Genomic DNA, 26,904 nt, shown 5'->3' on the forward strand with positions numbered 1-26,904 from the left:
CAAAAATTATAACACCGTTTTCATTGGTCTCGTGATTTATAATCGAGTTGGAGGTGTCATGAAATAAGACTCGCAGAGGCTGTTGAAACAATAAGACACGAAGCAGCCCCTTTGGTGGAAGCAAGGTTCAAGCAGTTCCAAGATCTCGGAAAGAACGGCTCTGAGGAACAACTCTACAGTGAACTTTGCTTTTGTATACTCACTGCGAACTGGAGTGCTAAAGGTGGTATTGAAGCACAACGATTGATAGGTACCGAAGGTTTTGTCAACATGGACGAGGAAAAATTAACTCAAATACTGGTGAAACTACACCATCGTTATCCAAAAGCTAGGGCATCTTACATCGTGAAGAACAGGTGGATTGTGGGTCGTCTCAGGTCCTTATTATCTCTACCCCCTTTACAAGCTCGAGAATGGCTGGTAAAAAATGTTTGGGGAATCGGTTACAAAGAGGCCAGTCATTTTTTGAGGAACACAGGCATCGAAGAGCTTGCGATATTGGACAGACACGTGTTGTCACTGATGGTACGGTATGGATTGATCGATTCTCTGCCGAAAGCGCTCACAAAACAAAGGTATCTGAATCTAGAGGGATTGCTCAAACAAGAGGCTGATCATTTTGGGGAGTCAGTCGGGAAGTTCGATCTGTACCTTTGGTATTTTGTGAAGAAAACTGTGGAAAAGTAGGAGGCATACGCCGATGGTGAGAGTTAGGTTTGCACCCAGTCCAACGGGATTTCTCCACGTTGGAGGAGCGAGAACAGCTTTGTTCAATTATCTTTTTGCGAAGCGGTTCAAAGGAATTTTTGTCCTCAGAATAGAAGACACCGACATCGCTCGCTCAGAACGTATCTTTGAGAGAAACTTGATGGATTCTCTCCGATGGCTCGGTATCGATTGGGATGAGGGACCAGACGTCGGAGGAGCCTATGGTCCTTACAGGCAGAGTGAGAGACTGCAGATTTACAAAGAGTACGCTGAAAAGCTGGTCAGCGAGAATAAAGCTTACAAGGTCTACGCGTATCCAGAGGAGATAGAAAGATTGAGAGAAGAACTCTTGAGCAAAAACTTACCGCCACACTATACGCGTGAGATGTTCGAGCGATTCGCAACGAAAGAGAGGATCAGAGAGTATGAAGAGAAAGGTTTGCAACCAGTCATATACTTTTCGATGCCGAGAAAGACGATCGTTCACAACGATCTCATAAAGGGTCAAGTGGTGTTCAGCGAGGGATCCGTTGGTGATTTTGTACTGCTTAGGAGCAACGGTATGCCAACGTACAACTTCGCATGTGTTGTTGATGATATGCTCATGAAGATAACCCATGTGATAAGGGGGGACGATCATTTACCGAACACCGTTAAGCAACTGGCTCTGTACGAAGCTTTCGGTGTTGAACCCCCTCAAATCGGTCACGTATCGATGATCTTAGGACCAGATGGAAAGAAATTGAGTAAACGTCATGGTGCAACCTCAGTCGAAGAATTCCGTGCGAGAGGATACCTACCAGAAGCAGTGGTGAACTATCTTGCACTGCTTGGTTGGTCTCCTCCTGACGCTCAAGAAATAATGTCAATGGACGAAATGATAGAGAAGTTTTCCATAGATCGTGTCAGCAAAAATCCGGCCATATTCGACCCCGGGAAATTGAAATGGATGAACGGACATTACATAAGAAAGTCTACCGTTCAGAGGATTGTAGAGTTGTTGATTCCCTACATAGAAGCAAGAAAATGGACTTACAAAAATAGAGATTGGCTCGAGCGTGTGTTGCTCTCAGTTCGAGATCGTCTGCACACGCTCGAAGAATTCACAGAGCTTGCAGATTTCTTCTTCGTCAGACCTGAAGTAATCGTAGAAGTCGATGAACAAGTTCGTCAAGGATTGCTTGAGTGCGCGCTCAGGTTAGAAAGAAATGGTGAGCTCTCGAAAGAGCAACTCGTGGCTGTGTTCCGTGAAGTGGTCAAACAATTGAAGCTGAACGCTAAAGATTTCTACATGGCCCTCAGAAAGGCTCTAACAGGTAAAAACGAGGGACCAGAATTGGTGGATATTGTAACAATACTTGGAGCGTTAGAAACCGCATCTAGAATCAAGAAAGCATTGGGGGTAGAATGATGCTTCTCAGAAACACCTTGACAGGTCAACTCGAAAGGTTTGAACCGATCGAACCGGGAACGGTGAGGATGTACGTCTGTGGTCCCACCGTGTACGGGCTCATACACGTTGGAAATGCCAGACCAATGGTTGTGTTCGATGCTCTTAGAAGATACTTTGAGTACAAAGGTTATCGCGTGCTCATGGTACAGAATTTCACCGACATAGATGATAAGATCTTAAAACGCGCTGACGAATGGGGTGTTGACTACAAGCAAGTTGCGGAAACTTTCATTCAAGAGTATTGGAGAGATGCTGCAGCTCTTGGTGTGAGGGCTCCCAATTTTGCTCCCAAAACATCCGATTTCATACCAGAAATCGTGAGAGCGATAGAATTGTTGATAAAGAAAGGACATGCGTACATCTCCGATGGGGACGTTTATTTCGACGTGAAGAGCTTTCCAAAGTACGGAGAACTTTCCCATCGCAGCCTAGATGAGATGATCGCTGGTGCGAGGGTTGAAGTCAGTGAGAAAAAGAGATTCCCTCTCGATTTTGCACTCTGGAAGGCAGCCAAACCGGGAGAACCTGCTTGGGATAGTCCATGGGGTAAGGGAAGACCCGGTTGGCATATAGAATGCACTATCATGTCAACTAAACTTTTGGGTTCCACTTTAGACATTCATGCAGGTGGAGAAGATCTCATCTTTCCCCACCACGAAAACGAAAAGGTGCAGAGTGAAGCGCTCACGGGTAAACAGTTCGTTCGTTATTGGCTTCACAACGCACTGGTGAGAGTCTCCGGAGACAAGATGAGCAAATCTTTGGGCAACATTTTCGTCTTGAGAGAGGCACTCAAACGGTTCGGCGCTGATGGTTTGAAACTGTACTTTCTCTCTAAGCACTACAGAAGTCCCATAGACTTTTCCATAGAAGCTTTGGAAGCGAGCACTAAAGCTGCAAAGAGGATCAACGAGAGTTTCAAGAGACTTGAATCGAAGTTTCCCTCCATCCCTGTTCCTCCAAACGATGGTTGGATGAACGAACAGAGGCAGAGGTTCACGGAAGCCTTAGATGATGACTTCAACACACCGAGAGCGATCGCCCAGATTTTTGACCTAGTAGCGGAGTTGAACAAACTCATCGATGAATCTAGAGAAAGACAAGCTTTGAAGGTCTATCACCTTTTAAGAAGGGAATTTTGCCCGGTACTGGGCTTGTTCGAAGCTGGAACTCAACCATTGAACATCGACGTTGATCCGTTCATACAGTTGATTCTCGAATTGCGAAATGAGTTGAGGCGAAGAAAATTGTATGATCTGGCTGATGAAGCGAGGAAGAGACTGAAGGATCTTGGTGTGGAGATCCGTGACAATCTCGACGGCTCGACTTATTCCTTCATTGAGGAGGTATGAGCAATGTGGGAGCACGTGAGACTCATCGATCCTGAAATATATCAAATCATCGTTGGTGAACTTAAGAGGCAGGAATACGGCCTTGAACTGATCGCATCAGAGAATTTCGTTTCCCCAGCAGTAATGGAAGCTATGGGCAGTGTCCTCACGAACAAGTACGCAGAAGGCTATCCAGGAAAACGTTACTATGGTGGATGTGAATGGGTTGATAAGGCCGAAGAAATCGCTAGAGAGAGAGCCAAACAATTGTTTAAAGCACAGTATGCGAATGTTCAACCACATTCAGGTTCGCAGGCAAACATGGCCGCATATCTGGCTGTTGCCGAACCCGGAGATGTACTCATGGGGATGAGTCTCTCACACGGGGGACATCTCACACACGGTGCAAACGTGAACTTTTCTGGAAAATTTTTCAAGGTGGTTCAGTATGGTGTGGATCCAGAAACGGAAATGATAGATTACGATGCCGTCATGAAGTTGGCTCAGGAGTACAAACCAAAAATCATAGTAGCTGGTGGAAGCGCATATTCGAGGATAATAGATTTCAAGAGATTCAGGGAAATTGCGGATGAAGTTGGAGCGTACCTCATCGTGGATATGGCCCATTTCGCTGGATTGGTCGCCGCGGGACTTTATCCGAATCCGGTGGAATATGCACACATCGTAACTTCCACAACCCACAAAACCTTGAGAGGTCCAAGGGGTGGTCTCATACTCACGAACGATCCGGAACTCTACAAGCAGATCAACAAATGGGTCTTTCCCGGAACGCAAGGTGGACCGCTCATGCACGTGATTGCCGCAAAGGCTGTGTGTTTCAAGGAAGCCCTCAGTCCAGGTTTCGTCGAATATCAAAAACACATAGTCGCGAATGCAAAAACACTCGCTGAGGAATTGTCGAAGCTCGGCTTGAGAATCGTTTCAGGCGGTACCGACACTCATTTGATGCTCGTCGATCTGACATCTACGAACGTGACAGGTAAGGCAGCAGAGAGAGCTCTCGAAAAATGCGGAATAACAGTGAATAAAAACACAATTCCCAAAGAAACTAGATCTCCCTTCGTTGCCAGCGGAATACGTATAGGTACCCCTGCTGTCACAACGAGGGGCATGCGTGAAACCGAGATGAAACACATAGCTCTTTTGATACACAAGGTCTTATCAAACATCCTCGATGAAGAAGGGAACATCTCAGACTCCGTTCAAAGCGAGGTTCAAATGCAAGTCAAGCAACTGTGTGAGAGATTTCCACTCTACGTGGACAAGATAAACTTTTAAAAATTGGAGCGATAAAGTTCGACGATGTAGTCTGTCGCTACGTCTAGACTGACTTCTATTTGTGTGAATTTATCTAGTATTTTCACGTGAGCAACTGAGCGTGACAATTCTTCATCACCGAGTATCAAAGCCACTTTGGCTCCGAGTTTATCTGCATGTCTCAACTGAGCGGTGAGTTTCCTGTCACTCACGTCTGTTATTGTGGGAACACCTCTTTTCCTCAGTTCCTCGGCGATTTTGAATCCTTCGATGGAGGACTTCTCGCCGATGCAAACAACGTAGGCGAAACAAGCTTTTTTTTGAGGAACCTGAATACCGTGAATCTTCAGCGCTAATATGAGTCTTTCTATTCCGCATGCAAAACCAAGAGCTGGTGTGCTCTGACCACCGAGCTCTGCAAACAAACCATCGTATCTACCACCTGCCAGGATTGTGTTTTGGGCTCCAAGCTCTTTATGTCTTATCTCGAAGACGGTTCTGTTGTAATAATCTAACCCTCTCACGAGGGTACCATCTTCGACGAAATTGATCCCCAGTTCGTACAACCTTTTCTTCAATGCATCGTAGTGAGATTGACACTCTTCACACAAAAATTCGAAAGATTTCGGAGCACGTTCAGCAACTGCCACATCTATCTTGCAGTCAAGCAATCTGAGCACGTTGGTTTCCATCCGTCTTTTACAATCTTCACACAATTCGTCAACGTGCGATTCGTAGTATTCCTTCAATTTCTGCCTATACACTGGCCTGCACTTTGGACAACCTATCGAATTCAAATGTAGAACACGATCGCGCACGCCGATCTTGTTTAAAAAATGTTCAGCGAGCAACAATATTTCAGTATCGGAAGATGGATGTGCGGAACCTATCAACTCAACTCCGAATTGGTGAAACTGTCTGAGACGACCCGCTTGAGGCCTCTCGTAACGAAACATGGGACCGATGTAGAAAAACCTTTGGGGTAAACCTGCGTTCAACATGGAGTTCTCTATGAAAGCTCTCACCGTGGGTGCCGTGCCCTCAGGTCTCAAGGTGATGCTCCGACCGCCTTTATCTATGAATGTGTACATTTCTTTTTGAACTATATCGGTGTCTTCACCAACACTCCTCACGAACAACTCCGTAGGCTCAATGATGGGTGTCCTCAACTCACGATAACCATAAAGATTCGCCACGATGCGCGCATTTTCCTCGATGAAATACCAATAGTCGATTTCGTCACCGAATATGTCCTGTGTTCCCTTTATTTTTTCGTACCTCAATTCAATGCTCCCTCCTCTGCTTCATGATAGCACGACACCGATTCTTCGAAAAGTGTCCAAAACATCCTTATCTTCCACAATTTGACTCAACTGATGAAGATCTTTGATAGGACGATTGAGGATTATTTTACTAGCTCTTTTTTCACCGATACCTGGAATACATCTGAGTTCTTCGTGACTGGCTTCGTTCAAATAGAAAGGAAATCTCAATGCTGTGAGAGATCTTGGACCGTGGTCAACTACTACCACATCTATGGGTTTTTCAACCTCTCCCGGTATACCAACCAAGAAGGGGTACGTACCGAGCTGCCTTGCGAAAGTGAACTTGCCTTCTCGATACTCCGGATAGACCTTTCTTAAGATACTACCCACCGGCACAACTCGCTTGAACATAGGTATGTCTATTTCTCGCCTGATGAGTTCTTTGTAGAATCTGTACAGTCTGGAATCCGGACCTTTTAACTTTTTCAGTTGGGCGTACCTCCAGAGAGGTGTACCAGGTTCCACGATGACTTGCCTGATGTTGATTCTCCTGACAAGTAAACCACTATCCAAGATCTTTCTGAGCCAACTGAAGTTTTCTTCGTAAGTCAATCTTGTTTCACCTATCAAACCATACAACAGATTGATACCAGGTAAAAGCTTCGGAACACCCTCAACTCTAACGCCACCTATTTGATTTACTATTTCGATGGCTCTGAGGACTCGCTCCGGATCAATCATGATGTTGTTTTTCTTGAGAACGTTCTTATCAAAGCTTTCGACACCAAAGGACAAAACATCCGCTGGTGTATTCCATTTAACCATGATTTCTAAAATCTTGTAGCACTCTTTTTCATGATCGACAATGTACATTGGATTAGCATTGTCGTGGTGCAGTACCTCAAGATTCAGACAGCTGTTTCTTATACCTTGATACAATTCTTCGAAAACTTCCGGAACAGGTTTCCCCCCATTTCTGTCCGAGTAATAAGCCAAAACGTTGGCAGAACGTCCAAACCTGAACGCTCTGCAACCTTGCTTGTAAAGCTCTCTAACTTCCTCTATGACATCTTCAACGGGCCTTGAAGTGAACTTCGGATAGAACACGGGCTCTATGCAAAAAGAACAATGAGTGATCCTCTCACAGCCTCTGGAAAGTTCTAATTCACATAAAATGTTTGGATAACGAGGATGTTGCCTTACCAAGGAAGCTCCAAGTAAACTTGCTTCTCTCACAAGTGCCCAATCGTTGGGAAACTTCTTCTTTTCAAAAAGAACGTTGTACAATTCCACAGCCAAATCTGGCCCGAGACGAATGTCTGCTTTTAAGGCGGAGGTTTTTGCGAAGGATCCACCCTCAGTTGCTTGAAACTGTGCGTATGGACCAGCAAGTAGGCGCAAGCATGAATCTGAGCAACTGGTGAAGATCCTTTCTACCTCGTGAGGCTTTATCGGTTCTCCTCCAACGTATCTTCCCGGTACTGCCACACCACCAACGATCAAAACTAGATCATAGTTTTTGATCGGTTTAAGATCCGTCCAAGTTCTGATCTGATCTATGGTGAAGTAATCAACAGAGAAAGATTTCATCATCAGTACTCCTGCGGCGTACCTCACGTAATGACTCACATAAGGAGGAACTCCCAAAGCAGCAGGTTCGTCAACGTAACCATCAACGATCAATGCGCGCATCGAACAAAATCATTTCTCCTTGGTCAGCAAAACCTTCACTTCTTCGAGCACGTTTGGATCCTGAGCGACCAGATATAGATAATAATCTTTTCCCCTGATTCTGAGAAGTTGCTCGTTCTGTTCAGTGTTGACCGTCACTTCTTTCGAGGAGCACACCATCTTTATGACAGATCCTGACTTGTAGTTCGCGATGATCATGACAACATGTTCTTCGCCTATCTTCAATCTCGAGACCGTGTACCAGTTAACGTTCGCCAATATCAGCTTGATCTCATTCGGTAAATTCACACTCTCTCCAGTGGGACTGATGCCGTAACGTTGAGCAACTTGCTCAAAACTTTCTTTCAAAGTTTCAACGTGTTCGTAAGTGAGCTCGGTTGTGACACCGTTGAAAACTCTCGTTATTTTCTCTGGCAAACCAGATTCTTTTATAAAAGCTGTGAAGAGTCCTGAATTCGATTCAACGATCACCTTGTACTTGCCGTCAAGCTTTTCTACTTTAGATGCTCCTTGCTCTTGAAGCTGTCTTACGAATAGGTCCTCAAGGTCGAGTATCTCCAGTGGGGAATTGCGGTAATTGTTCGGTTGACCCAAAATGAAAAAACCTGAGCGCTTTGCCCAAACCAAAAACACAGGATCTAAAACGTGAACGATCTTATCGTTGGGCCATCTGTACACCATCTCTATACGGTTCTTTCCAGTTGGTCCTTTTTCAACCACGACCCTTCTTCCAAAATATGAGGCGTTCAAATACAATTCAATGAAAGATTGTGCAAACAGTACAGTCGCTATGGTGAAGAGCAAAAAAAACAGCGTTTTCTTCATCGGTGTATGCTCTCCCAGTTTATTCAGAATCCGTCTCCCACCAGTTTGACTAAACTCAGATAATCGAACAGCTCAGAAACCACTCTGTTTTCCTCGGTGATGGGTTTGATATTCTGTTTCGGGATCACGTTGAAAATCACATAGAAAACTGTAGCGAACATGGCTACACCTAGAGCGAGTTCCCAGAGAATTTTGCGAGGCTTGATGAGTCTTCTCATGATCTTTTCTTCGAGCTTTGGGCTCGGCTTGTAGTCGTACCTTGCTCGAAAAACTTTCAGAACTTCAAAGTAGATCTCAAGGTCTTTCTTTGTGTTGGCGTCCAAAGATTCTTGGTCAAGCTCGCCATCAAGAAAATCGTTGAACTTTTCCTCACTCATTCACTGGCCTCCTCCAGCAACTTCTTCAACCTTTTTCTCGCATAATGTAGACTACTTTTGACACTCCCTATAGGTTTCGAAACTATATTGCTTATCTCTTCATAACTCAAGCCATCCACGTCGCGTAGCTTTATCAGCAACCTATCTTCAGGTGATAGTTTATCTAAAGCGTTCATGATCCTCTCGTATTCGAGTTCACCCGTAACGGAAGTTTCGGTGTCTGAATCGGAAACCGGATGTTGTGTTGGATGTTCCTCATCTTCTGAAAAATCCGTCAAAACTTCGCTCCTTCTTTTGTACCTGGCAAGATAATCTTTGCACACATTGACTGCGATTCTATATATCCACGTTGAAAGTTTTGAATCTCCCTTAAACTTCTTTATACTTTTGAATATCCTGAGCATCACATCTTGTACCACATCGTCAACGTCATCCGAACCAATGTAAGATCTTGCGATCGAACCTATCTTTCCTGCGTACTCTCTATAAAGAATTCTAAAAGCTTTTTCATCACCACGTCTCAATCCCTCGATGAGTTCCTCGTCGCGCATCCTCTTCCTCCTATTTTGACCAACCCACGCCGTTCAGAGTTCACGACATATAACACGGTTGTCTTCACAAAAAGGTTTTCCAACCATGCTCAAAATTCTCTCGCCAACGGGATTCATGACACCAGCTAAATAATCCGCCACGTGTAGATGGAGACACTTCACACTTTCGAGGTTACGTATCCCTCCAGTGCCCATTTCCGAAAAGATCCTTCTGATCGTTTCTTTCTCTAAAACGTCGTTTCTGAGTTTTCTGATGACATCGTGCGCTTGAATGTATGATCTTTTAAACTCCTGATCTTGTTCTATCATTGATTCGAACTTCTTGATCCAACCGTTCGCTTCGAGCCTTGAAACTTCCTTGACCAATTTGGGACACACAAGCCAAAAAAGCGTAGGAAAAGGCTTCCCATCGATTTCACAATCGTTTTCTATAACAACGGGAAATCCATAATTGCATCTCATTACGATGCGCCTCACACCAGAGATTTTTCTCTTCAATTGTTTTTCAAGCATCAACATTTCTTCATAACGAACGCTTTCCAACCTTCCAGCTCAGCCTCCTCATCGATTTTCAAACCACGCTGCAATGCGAATGTACTCACTCTCTCTGTATCGATGGCGAAGATACCTGAAACGATCACCACTGAATGGTTATGCATCACTTTTTCTATTCGTTCCAAAAGTTTCAACACCAAATCAGTCGTCAAATTTGCAACTATCAGATCAAACTTACCGTCCACATTTTCCAAAAGATCCGAAAGTTTCACCTCTATTTTAACTCGATTTATGCGTGAAAACTTTGAGGCTATCTCAACAGCTACAGGATCGTTGTCAACGGCGATCACCTTTCTTGCGCCGAGTTTTTTGGCGACGATGGAGAGAATCCCAGTGCCACAGCCTACATCGAGCACTCGATCGCCACTTTTTAAGTAATTGTACATCAAGCGTGCGACTAGTTTGGTCGTCGGATGATCCCCCGTGCCAAAGGCCACACTGGGTTTCATCTTGATGATGATCGCATCTTTCCTCAACTTATGTGTTGGGTCTATCCAAATTCCAGGAGCGATTTCGAAAGGTTTGAGCTGCAAATACTTGAACCAATCACGTTCTTGACTTATTCTCTTCTGAACCAGTTCACAACCGAGTCTCTGGCACAGTTCATCGATGATGGTTTCGTCATCAGTGTAAACTCGAGCGAAATTCCCATCGTCGGTAGACTCTATTGCAAAATTCAGAAAATTAAGACCCAGAAGAAGATTTTCAACTTCTTCTGGGTCAGGGCAAGTGAGCAACCATTCAGTTACACTCCTGGTCTTCACAAACTTCCCTCTAGGCCCTTTCTTATGAAATTCGGCAGCACGAAACACGCTTTATGCAACTCTTCGTTGTAATATTTCAGATTTTGAGACATGGCCTTCGCCGCCTCGTATCTGTAATCTTTCAACGGATCGAGCCCTTTGGAAGCAAACATGTACAACCAAAAACCTGAAGGATAGGTCGTCATGAATCCGCAGTAAACCCTCACTACTGGGAAAACGCTTTTGATACGCCTGTAAGCGATCTTCGCCCAGCTGAAGTCATAGAGTGCGTTCTCGCCTTCAGCGTTCAAAATTCCACCGTCTTTCAAAGCATCGAAACATGCCTTGTAGAATTCTTGAGTGAAGAGATGTCCACCTTCTCCAGCCGTCGGATCCGTCGAATCGATTATGATGACATCGAACTGGTTCTTGACTTTTTTGATGTACTCAGCTCCATTTTCGAAAACTAGTTCTACTTTATCGTTATTGAAGACTTCTCCAGTTTTCAAATACTCTTTCGAAACCTCCACAACACGCTTGTCTATCTCACACAGTACGGCCCTCTCAACTTCTGGGTGTTTCAACACTTCTCTGAGTGTTCCGCCGTCCCCACCACCTATGACGAGCACATCTTTAGGACACGGGTGTGTGAACATCGGAACGTGTGCGAGCATCTCATGGTACATGAACTCATCCTTGTCAGTCGTCATTGTGATTCCATCCAGCGCGAACACTCTACCTAGAGTGGGATTGTCGAAGATGTCAATCCTCTGGATTGGTGTTTGCTCGGAATGAACCATACGAGCGATCCTCATGAACAAACCAACGTCACCGCCGGTGTAATATTCGAAATACCACAGATGCTTACCCGCGAGCAGTTTTTCGTTCATGCCTTTGCCCCTCCTTTAACAGCTTTGTGCGAGGCTTCAGCTGGTATACCTATCATCCTATAGTCTCCCCGACGGTGTTCGAACACTTGCGTTCTTTTGGCTTTGAACACTTGTTTCAAGTACTCAAAAGCCTTCCACGGGTCTGTGTCTTCACCACACGTGAACAGATCGATAGCCGCATAACCGTATTCTGGCCAAGTATGGATCGTCAAGTGCGACTCACTGATCACCACCACGCCGCTCACTCCGTAGGGGAGGAACCTGTGGAAAGAGCTACCGACAATGGTCGCTCCTGCTATTATCGCGGCGTTCTTCATTTTTTCTTCCACGTATTCCACATCGTCGATGGCGCGCGGATCGCAGTCATAGAATTCCGCGATCAGATGCCTACCCAAGCTTTTCTCCATTTTGAATCCCTCCCCTTCAATCTATTTCAATCCAGAGGACCATAGCCTCTTTCTTTTTACTGGGATTTTTAAGCATGTGTTTCTTGTCCGCTCTGTAATAGAAACAATCTCCCTGTGAAAGCCTGTACCTCACACCATCCAACCACAGATCAACTTTACCCTGTAACACGTAACCAAACTCATCGCCTTCGTGATATCCTTCTTCTTCCGTCTGCGCTCCAGGCGCGAGCACCACAAGCGTCGGATCTATCTTCTTCGTTTCCACATCACTCATGAGTAGGAAAGAAGTCACGCCTTCTGGTTCATCGTAGAGCGGTACTCTATCTTCCTTTTTGAACACTATTTTCTCTTCCTCCTGATCAGAAAAGAACGCTTTCAAATCCGTTCCAAGGGCTCTGAGTATTTTCTCCAGTGTATCCAGAGATAGAGAAGTTTTGTTGCTCTCAAGCTGCGATATGAAACTTCTCGAAAGATCCGTTCGAGCTGCGAGCTCCTCTTGTGTTAAGCCTCTCGATAACCTGAGCCGCTTGATTTTTTCACCCACATCCATAATGACACCTCTAACACTGTGGGACGGTTTTTCCTACCCTGTTAAGTATTATAAGCACACTTAGTCAAGTTACGTAGTCATTATACGTCCATTCGTTCGCGGATGATGTGAGAACATGTTTAAGAAATGTTTAAGAGATCTCCACAGTTCTAGACTCGGTGCTACTGAATTTTCATGTCGTCTTGAATACTTGACTTCTTCTGATGTGTATCATGCACATTTTTCGGTTGTTTCTCATTCGAATGAGTGGCATATCAGCTTTGCCAATTTTCTTCAAAGGTGTATTATTGTAATTGGTATGATGAACGACCGAACGAACGAATTACGTGAATATCTGAAAAAGCTGAATTTCTCCAAAACTAAAGACACCAGAGTGCCATGGGATGTTTATTTCATGCGCATTTGTCAACTGGTGAGTGAAAGATCCACCTGTCTTCACAGGAAAGTTGGAGCAGTGATCGTGAAAGAGAACAGGATTTTAGCGACTGGCTATAACCAACCACCTTCGGGTTTTCCACACTGTGACTCGATAGGTTGTGTGAGGAACGCTTTGTCCATACCTTCTGGTAGAAATCAAGAGATTTGTTTCGGTTTGCACGCTGAACAGAACGCGTTGATGCAGGCTGCCAAATTCGGTATATCTACCAAAGGAGCAACCATCTACGTAACCACGAAACCCTGTTCCGTTTGTGCGAGATTGATCATCAACGCAGGCATATCACATGTTGTTTACCAGCATGATTATCCAGATCCCCTCACAGATTACTTTTTCAACGTGTGTGGGATATCAACCCGAAAGATGAGTGGAGGTGAAGAAGTTGAAAGTCGAGGCGTTGCTGAATTACTTGAGGAATGAAAGATGGCCTACGATTTGGTGTCCCGGCTGTGGCAACGGTATAGTTTTGAAAGCTTTTCTTCAAGCAGTACATGATTTGGGAATAAGTAAAGATAGAATGGCGGCAGTTTCGGGCATAGGTTGCTCGTCACGCGCGACAGGTTACATAGATTTCAACACACTACACACACTTCATGGAAGGGCTGTCGCATTCGCGACCGGTGTTAAACTCGCCAAGCCCGATTTTCACGTCGTCGTTTTGGGCGGTGATGGTGACTTGCTCGCTATAGGTGGTAACCACTTCATTCACGCCTGTAGAAGAAACATAGACCTCACGATCATCGTGTTCAACAATATGATTTACGGCATGACGGGTGGACAAGTTTCACCCACAACACCGGTTGAAAAAATCGCTTCCACCGCACCGTTCGGTAACACCGAACCACCGTTCGACACCGTGAAAATGGCGATAGCTGCTGGTGCCACCTATGTGGCGCGAGCAACTGTGTATCATTATCCTCTCCTTGTACAGTACATAAAGCGCGCGCTGAGTCATCGTGGTACAGCTGTGGTGGAGGCCATGACGAACTGTCACACTTACTACGGTCGTTACAACAAGATAGGTGATGCGCCACAGATGATAGAGTACTTCAAGAAAAACTCCATAACTCTTGAAAGATCGAAAAACATGAACCCAGAAGAGCTGAAAGACAAGATAATCATTGGAGAATTCCATGTGGAGGAAAAGCCAACCTTCCACGACAGATACGCAAAAATCATTGAAGCTACTGTTGGAAAGGAGTGAAAAAATGGCACTCAACGAGCCTATTGCCGTCAGGATCGCTGGGAGCGGAGGGCAAGGCAGTGTTTTGGCTGGAAGAATACTCGCCCAGGCAGCCGTTTTCGATGGCAAACACGTGGTTCAAACTCAATTGTACGGTGCTCAAGTGCGAGGTGGTATAAGCCATTGCGACGTTTTGATCAGTGATGAATGGATCGATTTTCCAGAGGCATCACAGTTCGACGTGATGTATCTGATGCACCCAGACGTTGTGAAGGCTTACTACAAATTGCTCAGAGTCAACGGTGTTGTACTGCTGGATTACACTTTTCTGCAGAGCATTCCTCAGAAAATTCTGTCTGTTACAAAGAAAATCATCGCATTACCTCTTGAAAGATTCGCCATAGAGAAATTCAAAACACCAATTGTGTCCAACATGATAGGTCTCGGTGCGCTCGTGAAAGCGACGCAAATAGTGAGCCTGGATTCACTCCGAAAAGCTGTAGAAGAGATCATCTCTGAAAGGTACGCCAAGATGAACATCGAGGCGATAGAGTATGGGTACTCGTCCGTCAATAAAGAATACAGATTCAGATCAGAACACAAAGTCAGGACACTCGGCTTTGAGTGAGATGTCTTCCTCGTTCATCCATGCAATCGAAGGTTTCGCTGAGGCAATAAAGAGAGAGCGCAACTTGAAGATACATTTTGTTGTTGGTTCAGCCGTGTTGGTTTCATCATACATGTTCGATTTGACGGCGAATGAACTACTTTGGCTCATTTTTGCGGTTTTTTCTGTTATCGGTGCGGAACTACTCAACACACTCATCGAGTCAGTTATGGACCTTTACGAAACAAAACCACATCCTGGTGTAAAATTCGTGAAAGATGTTGCCGCTGGAATCGTTCTGTGGTATTCTCTTTTTGCAATAGTTGTGGGAACGATTATACTCGGCAAAGCGTTCTTTCACTGGGATCAATCCGTGGGGAAATTTGTTGCTTTGATATCTGTTTTCTTTTTCCCGGTCATATCGTTGTTCGGGAGGTTCACAAGAGCGTGGCGCAGGAAAAAATAAAAGTTGTCGTTGTGGACGATTCAGCTTTCATGAGGATGGTCTTGAAGGATATAATCGATTCTCAACCTGATATGCGGGTGATCGGCGTTGCGAAGGATGGACTCGAGGCGTTACAGGTAATTGAGGAAAAGAAACCCGATGTCGTCACCCTAGACGTTGAGATGCCAAGAATGAATGGGATCGAAGCTTTGAGACAAATTGTTCAAAGATATCCTGTGAGGGTCATAATGGTGAGTAGTCTAACTGAAGAGGGTGCTGACATCACCATAACCGCTCTTTCAATCGGTGCGGTGGACTTTTTAACAAAGCCATCTGGATCCACCTCTCTCACGTTCAGAGAAGTTGCCGACGAACTGGTCCAGAAAATCAGAAACTCCATGTTGATCGATCCCAAGCGTGCAGCTTCGAAACTCACTTTCAAATCCATAACACCAATGGTGAAAAAAATATCCCTCACAGAACGGGCGATCGTCATAGGTTCATCAACGGGTGGGCCGAGATCTCTAGACGCGATAATACCAGCGCTCCCAGCGAATTTTCCGGCTCCAATCTTTCTGGTTCAACATATGCCACCATTGTTCACAAAATCTTTGGCGATGAGGCTCAACTCTATTTCAAAGATCCCCGTCAAGGAAGCTGAAGACGGCGAAACTGTTAAGCGAGGTGTAGTGTACGTAGCACCGGGTGATTTTCACATGGGTGTGAAAACCGTCAACTCGAACGTTCAAATATATTTGGACAAATCGGAGAAGATCAACAACGTTCGACCCGCCGTGGATTTCACATTGATGAAAGTGGCCGAGATATACAAATCCAACACGATCGCGGTGATACTCACCGGTATGGGCAGAGACGGTGCCAAAGGTGCCTTCAAGGTCAAATACTACGGTGGAAAAGTCTTAGCAGAACACGAGTCTACATGTGTAGTGTATGGCATGCCAAAAGCTGTGGTGGAGGAAGGTTACGCTGATTACGTCTTACCAGCCGATAGAATAGCGGAAAAATTGGTCGAGTTGGTTTGAAATAGACCTGCTTGCTATAATATATCAGAGATATAACAGAGGGGAGATGAGTGTGCGAAGGATTTCATGCTTTTTGTTTGTGTTCTTCTTTCTTGTCACCGCGTTCGGGGGGTTCCTGACAGTAACTTATTTCGTTCAGCAAGGTGACACACTGTACGACATCGCTCGAAAGTTCAGAGTATCTCCTTCCACGATCCTGGATTGGAACAATGTCAATCCCTTGAAATTGTCAGTTGGCCAGAAATTGATCATACCACAACCTGAAGGTATCCTGTACACAGTCAGAAGGGGTGACACTCTCTACAACATTGCCAAAGCTTTCTTCACCAGCGTTTCAGACATAAAGCAAGCGAATAACTTGACCGGCGATAACATTTCCGTCGGTCAAAAACTTTTCATCCCTACCGCCAGCATCGGTAAAGCTTTCAACATTGAAAAAGGTTACATATGGCCAACCTTCGGTGTGATATCTTCGCCTTTCGGTTGGCGCCGGCATCCTGTAACCCGGCAGATGTCCTTCCATTCCGGGATAGACATAGCAGCTCCGGAAGGTACACCCGTTTTTTCTTCCGCCCCAGGCACGGTCGTCTTCACAGGTGAAAGATCTGGATATGGTCTTTTGGTCGAAGTAAGGAGTTCTAAAGAAATATTCAGATACGCACACTTATCTAAGATCACCGTTTATGTTGGCCAAAAAGTGGATCGTGGCACACTGATCGGTAGGGTTGGTAGCACCGGGGTGAGCACAGGACCACATTTGCACTTTGAAATCGAAGTTTTGAGTAAAGAAGAAGTTGTAAATCCTCTCGCTTATTTACCTTCCACCACAAGAGTTTATGTGCTCAGGGAAGGTACAGAAGGTATGGGTGGTGAATGAACATCAACTGTGCGAAACGATCCATCTCAAAAGATCTTGCTTGAATTTTTCAGCGTTTTTTACATCTTCAAACAGCTCATGGAAAGAACCTTCGTAGACTTTGAGACACTTATCATTCACTTCGAGACTTTCGAAAAATCGCCTTGCCCCACTCGCTAAAGTCACCTTATCTTCACTGCCTACAGCAACAAAACAAGGTATTCTCACCTTGTGCGCTTCTTTCAAAGCAAGTTTGCTGTGTTTAAAAATGTCTGCAGCCAATCTGGCAGATATTTTTCTGTGAACCAACGGGTCTGACACATACTTTTGAACTGCGATGGGGTTCGTGGATAGATCGTTTGGATTTATCCCGTTGTCGAAAGTCAAATTCAATGAGAGTGCAGAAAGTATCGAAGCGATTGTCTTCAAAATGGCATTCGCATTCGCTAGTTCTAAGGCAGGCGAGGTCACTATCAATCCACTCAACTTGTTTTTTAACTGTGCATAGCGGATCGCGATGAGCCCTCCTAGGCTGTGACCCATGAGGAAACAGTTTGGATGCTTACTCACCAATTCATCGAGTATTTTGAAAATCTCCGAAAAACTTGTATGCCCACGCTTTCCTTCACTCTCCCCGTGTCCAGGCAAGTCGAACAAGGTGATACCGTAACGTGGTTGGAGCAACTCAACGAGCCACGTATACCTCTTGGAATGCTCCCCCAAACCGTGCACCAAGATTACGTGTCCATCATTTCCTTGGAACTCTTTCATCCACACGTTTCTCTTCCTCCACTAGTTCGAAATCTATTTCTCCAGTAATCTTGTCTGCTCTCAAAACCCTCACTCTGAGAGTATCGCCTATTTTGAAAATTTTTCCTGTTCTTTCACCGATCAGAATATTCTTTTTTTCGTCGTATACGTAATAATCATCCAATGTCGAAACGTGAACGAGACCAGAGATGAGTTTGTCTGGGATCTCAACGAACAATCCAAACCTCGTCACATTCGTGACCACCACTTCAAAGATTTCATCCATGTGTTTGCTTATATACTCGACCTTTTTCATTGCCAGCAGATCCCACTCCGCTTCGTCAGCGATTCTCTCTCTCCTACTGCAATGCTCAGCGACTTTCGGCAAAAGTTTTGAATAAAGCTCTATTTGCTTTTCTGTGAATTTGTTTCCCTGCTTCAAATAGAGCTTCAACAATCTGTGCACAACTAAATCGGGGTAACGTCTTATGGGTGAAGTGAAGTGAGTGTAAGCGTACGAGGCGAGTCCAAAATGACCTATGTTGGTTGGAGAATACATAGCACGCTTCATGGATCTGACCATCAACCTTTCAACACTGGAACGGAGAGGATGATCTTTCACAAGTTGGAGCACTCTTTGAAGAACACTAGAATGAACGTTCTTTGGAAATTTTATCCTCAAACCGAGCGCCTCAACATACTCTTTCAGCTGTAGTATGGTCTCTGGATCAGGTTCTTCGTGCACTCTGTACACGAACGGGAGGCCAGCGTTGTGAAAAATTTCTGCGACTGTTTCGTTCGCTTTTATCATGAATTCCTCGATCAATATTTCACCAGGCCCCCTCTTCCTCGGCACAATATCGATGACCTCGGCTTTATCATTCATCAAAACTTCCACTTCACCACCTTCTATATCCGTTATGGCACCTCTTTTTTGCCGAGCTTCTCTGAGGATCAAAGAAAGTTCATGCATCAGCTTCAACGAATCGGAAATCTCTTTTCCCAAAGCTCGCTCTACGGATTCGTCACCTTCAAGCAATTTGTTGACGATGGTGTAAGTCAATCTCTTTTTACTTCTTATCACGCTCGGTGATATGTTGAAATCGAGCACTTCCCCCTCAGTGTTTATGACCATTTCGATAGAAAAAGTGAGCCTGTCTTTCTGCTCCATCAAGCTACAGAGATTGTTCGAAAGTTTGAAAGGAAGCATCGGTACAACAACGTCCAAAAGATATACACTCGTTCCACGTCGGTAAGCTTCCTTGTCGAGAGCAGAACCTTCTTTCACATAGTGCGAAACATCGGCGATGTGAACACCCAACAGGTATCTGCCACGCGGAAGTTTTTTGATAGAGACGGCATCATCAAAATCTTTCGCATCCTCACCATCTATGGTGAAGATGACCTCATTTCTCAAATCGAGTCTACCGACAATGTCTTCCTTCCTAACATCATCTGGCAATTCTTCAAGTTCTCTCAATACCTCGTCGGGAAACCTATCGGTCAGCTCGTATTTCGCCATCACAGCCGGTATATCGGTCTTTGGATCATCCACGTTTCCAAGGACGGTTTCGATACAAGCTTCTGGATTTCTACCTTTTCTAGGCCATCTGGTTATCCTAGCTATGACACGCTGGCCAGGCCTCGCACCGTTGATGCACTCCACCGGAACGTAGAAATCGTAGTTGATTTTAGGATCATCTGGGATCACGAAGCCGAACGTTCTTCTCAAATCAAAAACACCCACGATGCGCTCCTTACCACGCTTTAGGACACGGACGATCTTCCCCATAGGTAAGTTGCGCCATTTTCCGACAATCTCTAGTAAGACCTTATCGCCGTGCATGGCGCTTGAACTAAGCTCCACAGGTATAGCTATTTCTCGCCCATCGTCAGTCGTAACGAAAGCAACACTCCCTCTCCTGGAAAACTCTATGATACCAACAGCGATGTTGCTTGACTCAGTTCGATGGTAGTAACCCTTCCCATCCCTGACCAGTTTTCCCTCCTCGAGCAGTTGTTTCACTGCATTCCGCACACTTTGTTTTTCACTTTTCGATTTCACCTTCAATGCTTTGTAGATACCTTTGAGCGTGCATTTTTGATCACTTTCAATCAACGACAAAATCGCTTCTTTGAGTTCATCCATAGACCGTGACACAAGCCTTACCCCTTTCTTTGGAAATGTACATAGCTTTGTCCGCCAGAACGATGAGCTCGTCTGGTTCAAACACTGTGTCTTCTGGATAACCTGACACACCAAAGCTCATCGTCACTCTGAATTCGAACGGATTCATCTCCACCATTCCGTAGAGTATTTTCTGACAGGCCCTCGCCGCGCTCTCCTTGTCGGTGTTAGGTAATATGATTATGAACTCTTCTCCTCCATAACGACCGATTATGTCCGTCACGCGTGTGTAGCTCTTCATCAAAGACGATATGAACTTGAGTACTTCGTCTCCGATCTTGTGTCCGTACGTATCGTTTATCTTTTTGAAATCGTCTATATCTGCCATCACGACCGAGAAATTTCCGCCGTACCTTTTGACTCTTTCGAACTCCTCGCGCAGTCTGTGCATGAAGTACCATCTGGTGTAAAGGCCCGTCAATGGGTCAGTGATACTGCGCCTGTAAAATATCGCATTCTTGAGGATATGAACCGATACTTCCTGTAAATTCAGAACGATCCTCATCAAACTCTCTCCGTACGCTTTACTGACGTACAAAGATTTGTTTGCAAGATAGATGGACAGTTTATAGTTGTATGGTAACTGTGCGATGCGATGAACTTCAAAAGGTTCGTAGGACAAAACAGGCTTTTTTGGAACTGACGATACGTTGAAACTACAAACTTCCACAACCCTTCCCGATCCATCCAGCAAAGCGAGAGAAGCTGAACTCACAGGTAACATGTTCATCATCCTGGACAAAAGAAAATCTAATATCGATTTCAACTCATCTTGCGGATCTACCACTTTGAGTGTGTCGAGCGCATACTGTGAAACTGCATAAGCATCGATGAAGTTGCTGGCGATTACTTGTAAATCCTTGATGATATTTTTAGATTCCTCTTCGCTCACTGTGGCAACCTGGATCAAACGCATGAGTTTCGTCAGTTGCGAAGACATACCTAATTTGTTTTCAAGCCAGTTGGCGGCGGAGTCAAAACCGTGTGTCCTATAAATCGTGATAGCGCGCTCTGCATAATTCAAAGCCATCAGATCTTCTTTCAAAGCTTTGTACGCCAAAGCCATACCTTCGAAAACCTGAGCGAGCGATAAAAACGCTCCACTTTTTATTTCTTCTTTCTCAAGTTTTTCGGCAAAATTGAAGAAAGATTCTCTATCGAGTAAAACTATTTTCTCTCCGAACGCTTGGCAAGCTTCCTCCATCCAGTACAAATGCTCTTTGCTCACGAACTTCTTCCAAGCTTGCAGTAATTGCTCGTCATCCTCGGCCAATATTAGATCTCTGAATTCAACGAAGGTCAGATTGTTCAGCGCAGGATTATCCTTGTTCTCAATCACCAACTGTTTCGCTTTTTCCAATTGACCACACAGCGCGTATGCTGCCACAATCGCCCTCAAACTTCGCTCTTCTATTCCAATCTGCCTCTCGATGGTTCTTTCTTTTTCGAGATCTTCTAAAGCTTCGTGTAACTGTTTGTTGTACGTATGGTACTGTGATTCAACAAAATAAGTGTAAGCTTCGGTTGCAGCATTACCAGTCATCATCGCCAAATGCCTCAATCTGTGCATGACTTGAAACATCTTTCCGACTTCAGCTTTGTATAGGCTCGTCCACATAAGATTGCTGAGAGCATTCATTGCAAGATCTTGAGAACCGATTTTGTTCGCTATTTCAACAACTTGTTCGAACAACCGCTGAGCTTCAGGAGTGGCTGTCAAACGTGTTCCAAGTAGAAGGAGCACCTCTGCAAGAACATCGTAAAAAGATCCAGTTTCAGCAAGAGTTTTCGCGTTGTTTAGTATTTCTAAAGCCTGGATTGAATCGATACCCCTGATGTGCGCGAGCAACATCAAAGCAGAAGCTTTCAACTTCTTGTGCAATGGTGAATCCCCCAGACTCGAAACTAATATCGAAAGCTCTTTCACAAGTTTTTGCTCTACTCTTTCGCCAGTCCTGAGTTTTCTCCTGATCATGTACGATATTCTGAACAATCGAGAATAAACAGTTTTACCATCAAAATCGATTTGACCTTCCAATTTGATCGCTTCACTCAATTCACCTGCCAAGACTAAAGCAGCATATCTGAAGAAGACGAATCGTTTATCTCCACTCAACATCTCAGCAAAACTTTTGAGGCGTTTCGCTTCTCCCTTAATGGCTAAGGCTTTGAAATTCAAACTGACCCAAGCATAGCTGACCCTATCTCTTGTCAGTTCTTTTGCGCGTGAAAGATAATCGATGGCTGCGGATATATCACCGTACGAAGAGATCTCCCGCCTTGCAGCCAAAAGATACAGCGCCGCAGCGGATGCAGTTTTACCAAGCATCCTCAAATGCCAAGCTCTTTTCTCTTGGCTTGAAATCTTCATCGACATAAACTGGTGTGTTCTTTCCCTGATCGACTTTTCCACATTTTCATACAACGAATGCCAGATCTCTGGAAGTGTGAATCTGAAACGATCGTTCTCAAAGTAAATCAAGCCATCCCTCATCATTTGCCGCAACGACTCGCTGAAAGATTTCGAATCCGAGGCAAGCGATTCACCGAGTACTTTAACCTCTTCGAGTGTGAATTTTTCTCCACAGAGTGCCAGCAAAGCTGCGGATGATTTTTTGTATTTTTCGACAGAAAGATCGAGAATCTGGTCCAAATTGGGTGGAAGCATCGATTCATTCACGTAGAGACGATTCTCAACGATGCTCAACCTGTTCTCTTTTGCAAGGATTTTGATCACTTCCACGATCTTTCCCGCCAAACCTTGAGTCACAGTGTGCAACCAATTCAGAAATTCGATAGGTATGCTCTTCTCATCGATGGCCAAAGATTGTGAAACCAATCTAGATGTCTCTTTAAAGTTCAGCGCCGTGAGTTCCAACTTGGCATCGATTGGTAAATCAACATCGCTGTGTAGACAAGATAGAAGGAGAATATGCCCCTTTGGGTATACGTATTCGCTCAGATTTTTTATGAGGGTCTTCAAACTCGCTTGAAGTTCGTGAGCATCGTCTACAATTAAAGCAATGGTTTCCATCTTGTTCAAAATCTTAGCCACTGTGAGGATCACTTCGTCGGACGTTAACTCTTTTGATGCCATGAATTTATCTATATTCATTTTTGTCTCTTCATCCAAAGATGAATAAATTTCATCACTGAGTAATTGAACCAAGTCCGTGACTAAGATCTCTACACTCGTGAGCCACACGCTTGGAATACCCATATGTCTCAGTCTATCTGCTACGGTGCTCAGCAGAGTGGTTTTCCCACTTCTCTGGGGCCCATAGACCAAAATGGTGTTGAGTTTAGGCTTTCTTTCATCGACGAGTTGAAGAATCCTTTCCTCTTGTTCACGGGCGAGTACAACGGGTCTGATCCTGACACGCTCGGTGAGCCCGTTGAGAAGATTGGTCGTCATCACGAAATGCAGTTTTCTTTCGGAAGGATCTTCTTGAACGAACTTGGTCACGATATCTGCGACGGATTCACTCTTAGAGAGTGAAAGGATCATCCTGCCAAACACGTAAGCTGTTGAAGCAACATTTGCAACACCATAGCGAGCGAATTCTGGAGCTACAAAAACTGACGAATCTTCAGGCAATTGTTTTGGATTGCGCCAGCACGGTGGCAACATGTAGTAGTCTTCTTTCTTCAGAAAGTCTTGTAAGCTTAGAACAGGTATCACGATCCCGTGGTGCACGAATTCTCTCAGTAGTCTCAACAAAAACTTGGCGAACTCTTCTTTTTCATTAGGATCTGTGAGATTCACTTGTTCTCCTCCGTAGTAAGCAAAGTACACCTGTGGTAATTCAGATCTGAAATCCGAGCCTTCGATCGGTACCACCGCAGGATGTTTCAACCTTGAAAGCTTCGCCAGAAAGTCCGCAAGCTCTTCTTTTCTGTCCCCCACAGCTTCCTTCTTTATGACTTTCAATCTTTTATAAACATCGTCAGCGACGACCAAAAATTCGTCTCCACTATAGGTTTGCCTGAGGAATCTGACCAACCTCATATTCGCTCCCCACTAAAGCTTCTCGAGTCAACTTCAGCACCTCATCCATCACTCTCTTGATATCAGCGTTTTTGTAGGAACACCCAGCTGCTCGTGCGTGACCCCCACCACCCAGTGCAGCAGCAATCTTGCTCACATTCAACCATTGCTTTGATCTAAAGCTCACATGAACTTCACCTTTCGGATACTCACTGAACAGAATTGCAACTTCAACACTTTTGATTGATCTGAGTTCTGAGACAAAACCACTGCTGTCGTCTTCCGTACAACCGAGCGTTGAATAATCTTCATAACTGAGCCAAGAATAAGCTAGCTTTTCCTCAATCACTGTATGGTCGATCATCCTTGCAAGTAGCTTCAATTGTTCTATCGTTTTATTCTCCAAAATCACAGATGCAACAAAATACGGTTTTGCTCCGAGTTCGACTAGTTCTGCCGCAATTTTCAGAACAGTTGCATCCGTGTTGGAATATTTGAAAAAACCCGTATCAGTTGCTATACCCAAATAGTTCGTTGTGGCAAGTTCTGAATCGTACGTGATGCCAATAGCTTTGTTGATATTATAAACCATTTGAGCGGTGGACGCACTTTTAATATCGATCAAGTTCAAATCTCCAAACATTAAATTGGTTTCATGATGATCTATAACGATCAATCTTGCCGTTCTAAGCAAACTTTGAAATCTTCCAACTCTGTCGGGAGATGAACAATCCACCACAACTATCAAATCTGGTTGAAAACCACAGAGTTGCTCGAACGTTTCTATTGAATTGACAGCGAAAAAAAGCTTGTAATAGGAGGGTATTACACTGTCAATACCTGCCCTCACATTTTTACCGATTCTTCTAAGACCTTCGGTGAGTGAAGCTACACTACTTATATCATCTCCATCCGGCATCACGTGGCCGAGAACCAGTATGTTATCCCTCGAAACAAGTTCTGAAATCACAGAACAGAATTTCGTCATCCTCCCTGCACCCACTTAGACAGATAATCTTTCACCTGTTTTTCATCATGCATTCTTCTGGTGGAGAAATCCACTGTGACGTAGTTGTCGGAACCAAGATAGAGTGTAGGTTGAACGTTCAACGTTTGAGCATAGGCGTTTGGATCATAATGGACACCGACTATCAAACCTATAAAGAAAGTGTGATCCCCCGTTCGTCTGAAATCAACGAGTTTACACTCGTACGCTCCATAACAATTGCTCAGGATTGGAACCTTGACCTTTTTACCGTTGGTGAGACTTATCTCGAAAACGTTGAGTTTGTCGATATCTCTCCCAGAGGTCTTTCCAACGAAGGAAGCCAACCTGCTTTGATCGTATCTTATGAAATTCACGGTGAACTCCTTCGATGCGAGGATCAAATCGTGGGTCAAACGCTTAGGTGAGATGGAAACACCGTACAGAGGTGGATCGTGCGACAATTGCGTATGCCAAGCTGCGGTCATCACGTTGACTCTTTCTTCGTACATACTGCATATCAACGCGACGTTCGCTGGATAATGAAGGTTGTACTTCTGTAGTGTTTCCGCAAAGACCATTTTTTCACCTCCCAACGGCCATCGAAGAGATACGATCTATGACATCGGCGAGAACCTCACACGATCGGTCAAAACCTTCTTTCGTGAGTCTCAACCGGTCATCGTGGAGTTCGAGCAATTCACCAAAAAGGTCCGAAAACAGAGCATTGGGATCGAACCATGGACAAATTTTTTTCAGTCGCCTAACACTGACACCCTCTGAGAGTCTCAAACCCATGAATATAGTTTCTTTGAGTTCCTGCACTGTATCGTTTCTCGAAAAATACTCAAATGCCAGCTCACCTCTTGAAATCCTCAAAACATAATCGTGCAAATCTGGAGTGTTAACGTACCTGATATTACCAAGATGACCACCCGCAGACACACCAACCCCAAGGTAATTCTCATTTCTCCAGTACTTGAGATTGTGCCTGCAAAATTTGTCATTTAAGGCAAAATTCGAGATTTCATATCGAAAATAACCCATAGACTGTGTTGCTTCGACGAAGCGTTCATAACGTTCCATCATGACGTCCCTTGAAGGTGTTTCCAATCTTTTCTCGTGCACTTCCAACAAGTAGATCGAAACGTGGTCTGGTTTCAGCTCCTCGATAGTTCGTATATCGTTGTTTATTGTTTCTTCACTTTCACCTGGTAGTCCCACTATAAAGTCAACGTTCATTTTTGCAAAATTTCTGGCACGCTCAAAGGCTTTGAAAAAATCACCCAAAGAATGTCTCCTACCTGCGCGTCGTAGAACTGTTTCATCCGCCGCTTGTAAACCTATGCTTACTCTGTTGACGCCCAGCAGTTTGAGTTTTTCAACAAACTCACAGTTTGGATTGATCTCAACAGTAACTTCGGGATCATTTTTCAAGCTGAAAAAATTCTGAACATGAGAAAGAGTTCTTTCTAAAAAATTGAACGGAACATCGCTTGGACTACCACCACCTATGTAGATAGTATCAATGCTCAGCGAAGAGAAGTGCTCCGACCAAAGCTTCAATTCTTTCCAAAGCGCTTCGAAGTACTCCTCCACTTTGGAAAAGTCTGTGTAAGACACGAAATCGCAATAGATACATCTACTTCTGCAGAACGGAACATGTATGTACAACCCCATACTATCAGAAACTGACTCTGAAAACAAATTTTCCATCTGCAAAGCACACACCAGCCTTGAATTTCTCTCCAAGCCATTCACCTCTGATACCAAGAGAAGGTTGATCTTGACTCAACAC

General features: G+C 44.5%; 26 protein-coding genes and 1 pseudogene. 11 read left to right on the forward strand and 16 right to left on the reverse strand.

Annotated elements, in window-relative coordinates; genetic code table 11:
* Positions 1-63: 63 nt before the first annotated feature.
* The 4 genes from NZ875_08225 to NZ875_08240 are packed head-to-tail and all read left to right on the forward strand — an operon-like array spanning position 64 to position 4,791.
* Entirely contained in the window at positions 64-687 is a 624-nt protein-coding gene (locus NZ875_08225) for an N-glycosylase/DNA lyase (protein ID MCS7175719.1), read from the forward strand.
* A gap of 13 nt (positions 688-700) precedes the next feature.
* Positions 701-2,119, forward strand: a complete 1,419-nt coding sequence (gene gltX, locus NZ875_08230) for a glutamate--tRNA ligase (protein MCS7175720.1) — start codon at positions 701-703, stop codon at positions 2,117-2,119.
* On the forward strand, positions 2,119-3,513 hold the full coding sequence (gene cysS / locus NZ875_08235) for a cysteine--tRNA ligase (GenBank protein ID MCS7175721.1): 1,395 nt from the start codon (positions 2,119-2,121) through the stop codon (positions 3,511-3,513). Before gltX ends, cysS begins: the two co-directional genes overlap by 1 nt.
* A 3-nt stretch (positions 3,514-3,516) precedes the next feature.
* Positions 3,517-4,791: a serine hydroxymethyltransferase gene (locus NZ875_08240; protein MCS7175722.1), complete on the forward strand. Its 1,275-nt coding sequence runs from the start codon at positions 3,517-3,519 to the stop codon at positions 4,789-4,791.
* Here the strand turns inward: NZ875_08240 and hisS are convergent.
* The 10 genes from hisS to NZ875_08290 are packed head-to-tail and all read right to left on the reverse strand — an operon-like array spanning position 4,788 to position 12,625.
* On the reverse strand, positions 4,788-6,053 hold the full coding sequence (hisS, locus tag NZ875_08245) for a histidine--tRNA ligase (protein MCS7175723.1): 1,266 nt from the start codon (positions 6,051-6,053) through the stop codon (positions 4,788-4,790). The genes NZ875_08240 and hisS overlap by 4 nt on opposite strands.
* A 21-nt stretch (positions 6,054-6,074) precedes the next feature.
* Positions 6,075-7,727: a radical SAM protein gene (locus tag NZ875_08250; GenBank protein ID MCS7175724.1), complete on the reverse strand. Its 1,653-nt coding sequence runs from the start codon at positions 7,725-7,727 to the stop codon at positions 6,075-6,077.
* Positions 7,728-7,736: 9 nt separating this feature from the next.
* The gene (locus tag NZ875_08255; GenBank protein ID MCS7175725.1) at positions 7,737-8,552 is read right to left on the reverse strand and encodes a hypothetical protein; all 816 of its coding nucleotides are present in this window, start codon (positions 8,550-8,552) and stop codon (positions 7,737-7,739) included.
* Positions 8,553-8,575: 23 nt separating this feature from the next.
* A complete protein-coding gene (locus tag NZ875_08260; GenBank protein MCS7175726.1) occupies positions 8,576-8,929 on the reverse strand; it encodes a hypothetical protein in 354 nt (117 codons plus the stop codon).
* Entirely contained in the window at positions 8,926-9,480 is a 555-nt protein-coding gene (locus tag NZ875_08265) for a sigma-70 family RNA polymerase sigma factor (GenBank protein ID MCS7175727.1), read from the reverse strand. The genes NZ875_08260 and NZ875_08265 overlap by 4 nt, the downstream gene beginning before the upstream one ends.
* A 33-nt stretch (positions 9,481-9,513) precedes the next feature.
* Positions 9,514-10,023 carry a DUF501 domain-containing protein gene (locus tag NZ875_08270; protein ID MCS7175728.1) on the reverse strand — a complete coding sequence of 170 codons (510 nt, stop codon included), beginning with the start codon at positions 10,021-10,023 and terminating at the stop codon, positions 9,514-9,516.
* The gene (locus tag NZ875_08275) at positions 9,993-10,799 is read right to left on the reverse strand and encodes a 50S ribosomal protein L11 methyltransferase (GenBank protein ID MCS7175729.1); all 807 of its coding nucleotides are present in this window, start codon (positions 10,797-10,799) and stop codon (positions 9,993-9,995) included. Before NZ875_08275 ends, NZ875_08270 begins: the two co-directional genes overlap by 31 nt.
* Positions 10,796-11,668 carry a polyamine aminopropyltransferase gene (speE, locus tag NZ875_08280; protein ID MCS7175730.1) on the reverse strand — a complete coding sequence of 291 codons (873 nt, stop codon included), beginning with the start codon at positions 11,666-11,668 and terminating at the stop codon, positions 10,796-10,798. Before speE ends, NZ875_08275 begins: the two co-directional genes overlap by 4 nt.
* Positions 11,665-12,075: an adenosylmethionine decarboxylase gene (gene speD / locus NZ875_08285; protein MCS7175731.1), complete on the reverse strand. Its 411-nt coding sequence runs from the start codon at positions 12,073-12,075 to the stop codon at positions 11,665-11,667. The genes speE and speD overlap by 4 nt, the downstream gene beginning before the upstream one ends.
* A 16-nt stretch (positions 12,076-12,091) precedes the next feature.
* Positions 12,092-12,625 carry a cupin domain-containing protein gene (locus NZ875_08290; GenBank protein ID MCS7175732.1) on the reverse strand — a complete coding sequence of 178 codons (534 nt, stop codon included), beginning with the start codon at positions 12,623-12,625 and terminating at the stop codon, positions 12,092-12,094.
* Between the two features lie 301 nt (positions 12,626-12,926).
* Between NZ875_08290 and NZ875_08295 the strand changes: the two genes are divergently transcribed.
* The 7 genes and pseudogenes from NZ875_08295 to NZ875_08325 all read left to right on the forward strand — a co-directional run bounded on the left by NZ875_08295 (position 12,927) and on the right by NZ875_08325 (position 17,216).
* Entirely contained in the window at positions 12,927-13,481 is a 555-nt protein-coding gene (locus NZ875_08295) for a dCMP deaminase family protein (GenBank protein MCS7175733.1), read from the forward strand.
* The gene (locus tag NZ875_08300; protein MCS7175734.1) at positions 13,444-14,265 is read left to right on the forward strand and encodes a 2-oxoacid:ferredoxin oxidoreductase subunit beta; all 822 of its coding nucleotides are present in this window, start codon (positions 13,444-13,446) and stop codon (positions 14,263-14,265) included. The genes NZ875_08295 and NZ875_08300 overlap by 38 nt, the downstream gene beginning before the upstream one ends.
* Positions 14,240-14,872, forward strand: coding sequence for a 2-oxoacid:acceptor oxidoreductase family protein (locus tag NZ875_08305; protein ID MCS7175735.1), 633 nt, complete (start codon positions 14,240-14,242; stop codon positions 14,870-14,872). Before NZ875_08300 ends, NZ875_08305 begins: the two co-directional genes overlap by 26 nt.
* A gap of 1 nt (position 14,873) precedes the next feature.
* Positions 14,874-15,317: a diacylglycerol kinase family protein gene (locus NZ875_08310; GenBank protein ID MCS7175736.1), complete on the forward strand. Its 444-nt coding sequence runs from the start codon at positions 14,874-14,876 to the stop codon at positions 15,315-15,317.
* Positions 15,299-16,339, forward strand: coding sequence for a chemotaxis response regulator protein-glutamate methylesterase (locus NZ875_08315; GenBank protein MCS7175737.1), 1,041 nt, complete (start codon positions 15,299-15,301; stop codon positions 16,337-16,339). Before NZ875_08310 ends, NZ875_08315 begins: the two co-directional genes overlap by 19 nt.
* A 46-nt stretch (positions 16,340-16,385) precedes the next feature.
* Positions 16,386-16,730: pseudogene (locus tag NZ875_08320) on the forward strand (LysM peptidoglycan-binding domain-containing protein).
* 120 nt (positions 16,731-16,850) lie between these two features.
* Positions 16,851-17,216 (forward strand): M23 family metallopeptidase, encoded by a 366-nt coding sequence (locus NZ875_08325; protein ID MCS7175738.1) that lies wholly within the window; start codon positions 16,851-16,853, stop codon positions 17,214-17,216.
* A 3-nt stretch (positions 17,217-17,219) separates the two neighbouring features.
* Here NZ875_08325 and NZ875_08330 read toward each other — a convergent pair whose 3' ends face one another.
* Genes NZ875_08330 through hemW form a run of 6 tightly spaced genes read right to left on the reverse strand, consistent with a single transcriptional unit; the run spans position 17,220 to position 26,786 of the window.
* The gene (locus NZ875_08330) at positions 17,220-17,966 is read right to left on the reverse strand and encodes a lysophospholipase (GenBank protein MCS7175739.1); all 747 of its coding nucleotides are present in this window, start codon (positions 17,964-17,966) and stop codon (positions 17,220-17,222) included.
* Positions 17,944-20,094, reverse strand: a complete 2,151-nt coding sequence (gene rnr, locus NZ875_08335; protein ID MCS7175740.1) for a ribonuclease R — start codon at positions 20,092-20,094, stop codon at positions 17,944-17,946. Before rnr ends, NZ875_08330 begins: the two co-directional genes overlap by 23 nt.
* On the reverse strand, positions 20,087-24,142 hold the full coding sequence (locus NZ875_08340) for a diguanylate cyclase (protein MCS7175741.1): 4,056 nt from the start codon (positions 24,140-24,142) through the stop codon (positions 20,087-20,089). Before NZ875_08340 ends, rnr begins: the two co-directional genes overlap by 8 nt.
* Positions 24,108-25,109, reverse strand: coding sequence for a bifunctional oligoribonuclease/PAP phosphatase NrnA (locus tag NZ875_08345; GenBank protein MCS7175742.1), 1,002 nt, complete (start codon positions 25,107-25,109; stop codon positions 24,108-24,110). The genes NZ875_08340 and NZ875_08345 overlap by 35 nt, the downstream gene beginning before the upstream one ends.
* Positions 25,106-25,687, reverse strand: coding sequence for a flavin reductase family protein (locus NZ875_08350; GenBank protein ID MCS7175743.1), 582 nt, complete (start codon positions 25,685-25,687; stop codon positions 25,106-25,108). Before NZ875_08350 ends, NZ875_08345 begins: the two co-directional genes overlap by 4 nt.
* 4 nt (positions 25,688-25,691) lie before the next feature.
* Positions 25,692-26,786: a radical SAM family heme chaperone HemW gene (hemW, locus tag NZ875_08355; GenBank protein ID MCS7175744.1), complete on the reverse strand. Its 1,095-nt coding sequence runs from the start codon at positions 26,784-26,786 to the stop codon at positions 25,692-25,694.
* Positions 26,787-26,904 lie beyond the last annotated feature (118 nt).

Origin of the sequence: Pseudothermotoga sp. (genome assembly GCA_025060105.1) — a bacterium.
In the GTDB taxonomy this organism is placed as follows: Bacteria; Thermotogota; Thermotogae; order Thermotogales; family DSM-5069; genus Pseudothermotoga_A.

Coding starts and splice junctions, on each gene's coding strand:
- NZ875_08265 (MCS7175727.1), bottom strand. CDS start 9,480: ATGCGCGACGAGGAACTCATCGAGGGATTGAGACGTGGTGATGAAAAA.
- NZ875_08255 (MCS7175725.1), bottom strand. CDS start 8,552: ATGAAGAAAACGCTGTTTTTTTTGCTCTTCACCATAGCGACTGTACTG.
- speE (MCS7175730.1), bottom strand. CDS start 11,668: ATGAACGAAAAACTGCTCGCGGGTAAGCATCTGTGGTATTTCGAATAT.
- NZ875_08310 (MCS7175736.1), top strand. CDS start 14,874: ATGTCTTCCTCGTTCATCCATGCAATCGAAGGTTTCGCTGAGGCAATA.
- NZ875_08350 (MCS7175743.1), bottom strand. CDS start 25,687: ATGGTCTTTGCGGAAACACTACAGAAGTACAACCTTCATTATCCAGCG.
- speD (MCS7175731.1), bottom strand. CDS start 12,075: ATGGAGAAAAGCTTGGGTAGGCATCTGATCGCGGAATTCTATGACTGC.
- NZ875_08250 (MCS7175724.1), bottom strand. CDS start 7,727: ATGCGCGCATTGATCGTTGATGGTTACGTTGACGAACCTGCTGCTTTG.
- NZ875_08325 (MCS7175738.1), top strand. CDS start 16,851: ATGTCCTTCCATTCCGGGATAGACATAGCAGCTCCGGAAGGTACACCC.
- NZ875_08260 (MCS7175726.1), bottom strand. CDS start 8,929: ATGAGTGAGGAAAAGTTCAACGATTTTCTTGATGGCGAGCTTGACCAA.
- NZ875_08340 (MCS7175741.1), bottom strand. CDS start 24,142: ATGAGGTTGGTCAGATTCCTCAGGCAAACCTATAGTGGAGACGAATTT.
- hemW (MCS7175744.1), bottom strand. CDS start 26,786: ATGGGGTTGTACATACATGTTCCGTTCTGCAGAAGTAGATGTATCTAT.
- NZ875_08290 (MCS7175732.1), bottom strand. CDS start 12,625: ATGGATGTGGGTGAAAAAATCAAGCGGCTCAGGTTATCGAGAGGCTTA.
- gltX (MCS7175720.1), top strand. CDS start 701: ATGGTGAGAGTTAGGTTTGCACCCAGTCCAACGGGATTTCTCCACGTT.
- NZ875_08345 (MCS7175742.1), bottom strand. CDS start 25,109: ATGACGAAATTCTGTTCTGTGATTTCAGAACTTGTTTCGAGGGATAAC.
- NZ875_08240 (MCS7175722.1), top strand. CDS start 3,517: ATGTGGGAGCACGTGAGACTCATCGATCCTGAAATATATCAAATCATC.
- rnr (MCS7175740.1), bottom strand. CDS start 20,094: ATGGATGAACTCAAAGAAGCGATTTTGTCGTTGATTGAAAGTGATCAA.
- NZ875_08330 (MCS7175739.1), bottom strand. CDS start 17,966: ATGAAAGAGTTCCAAGGAAATGATGGACACGTAATCTTGGTGCACGGT.
- cysS (MCS7175721.1), top strand. CDS start 2,119: ATGCTTCTCAGAAACACCTTGACAGGTCAACTCGAAAGGTTTGAACCG.
- NZ875_08295 (MCS7175733.1), top strand. CDS start 12,927: ATGAACGACCGAACGAACGAATTACGTGAATATCTGAAAAAGCTGAAT.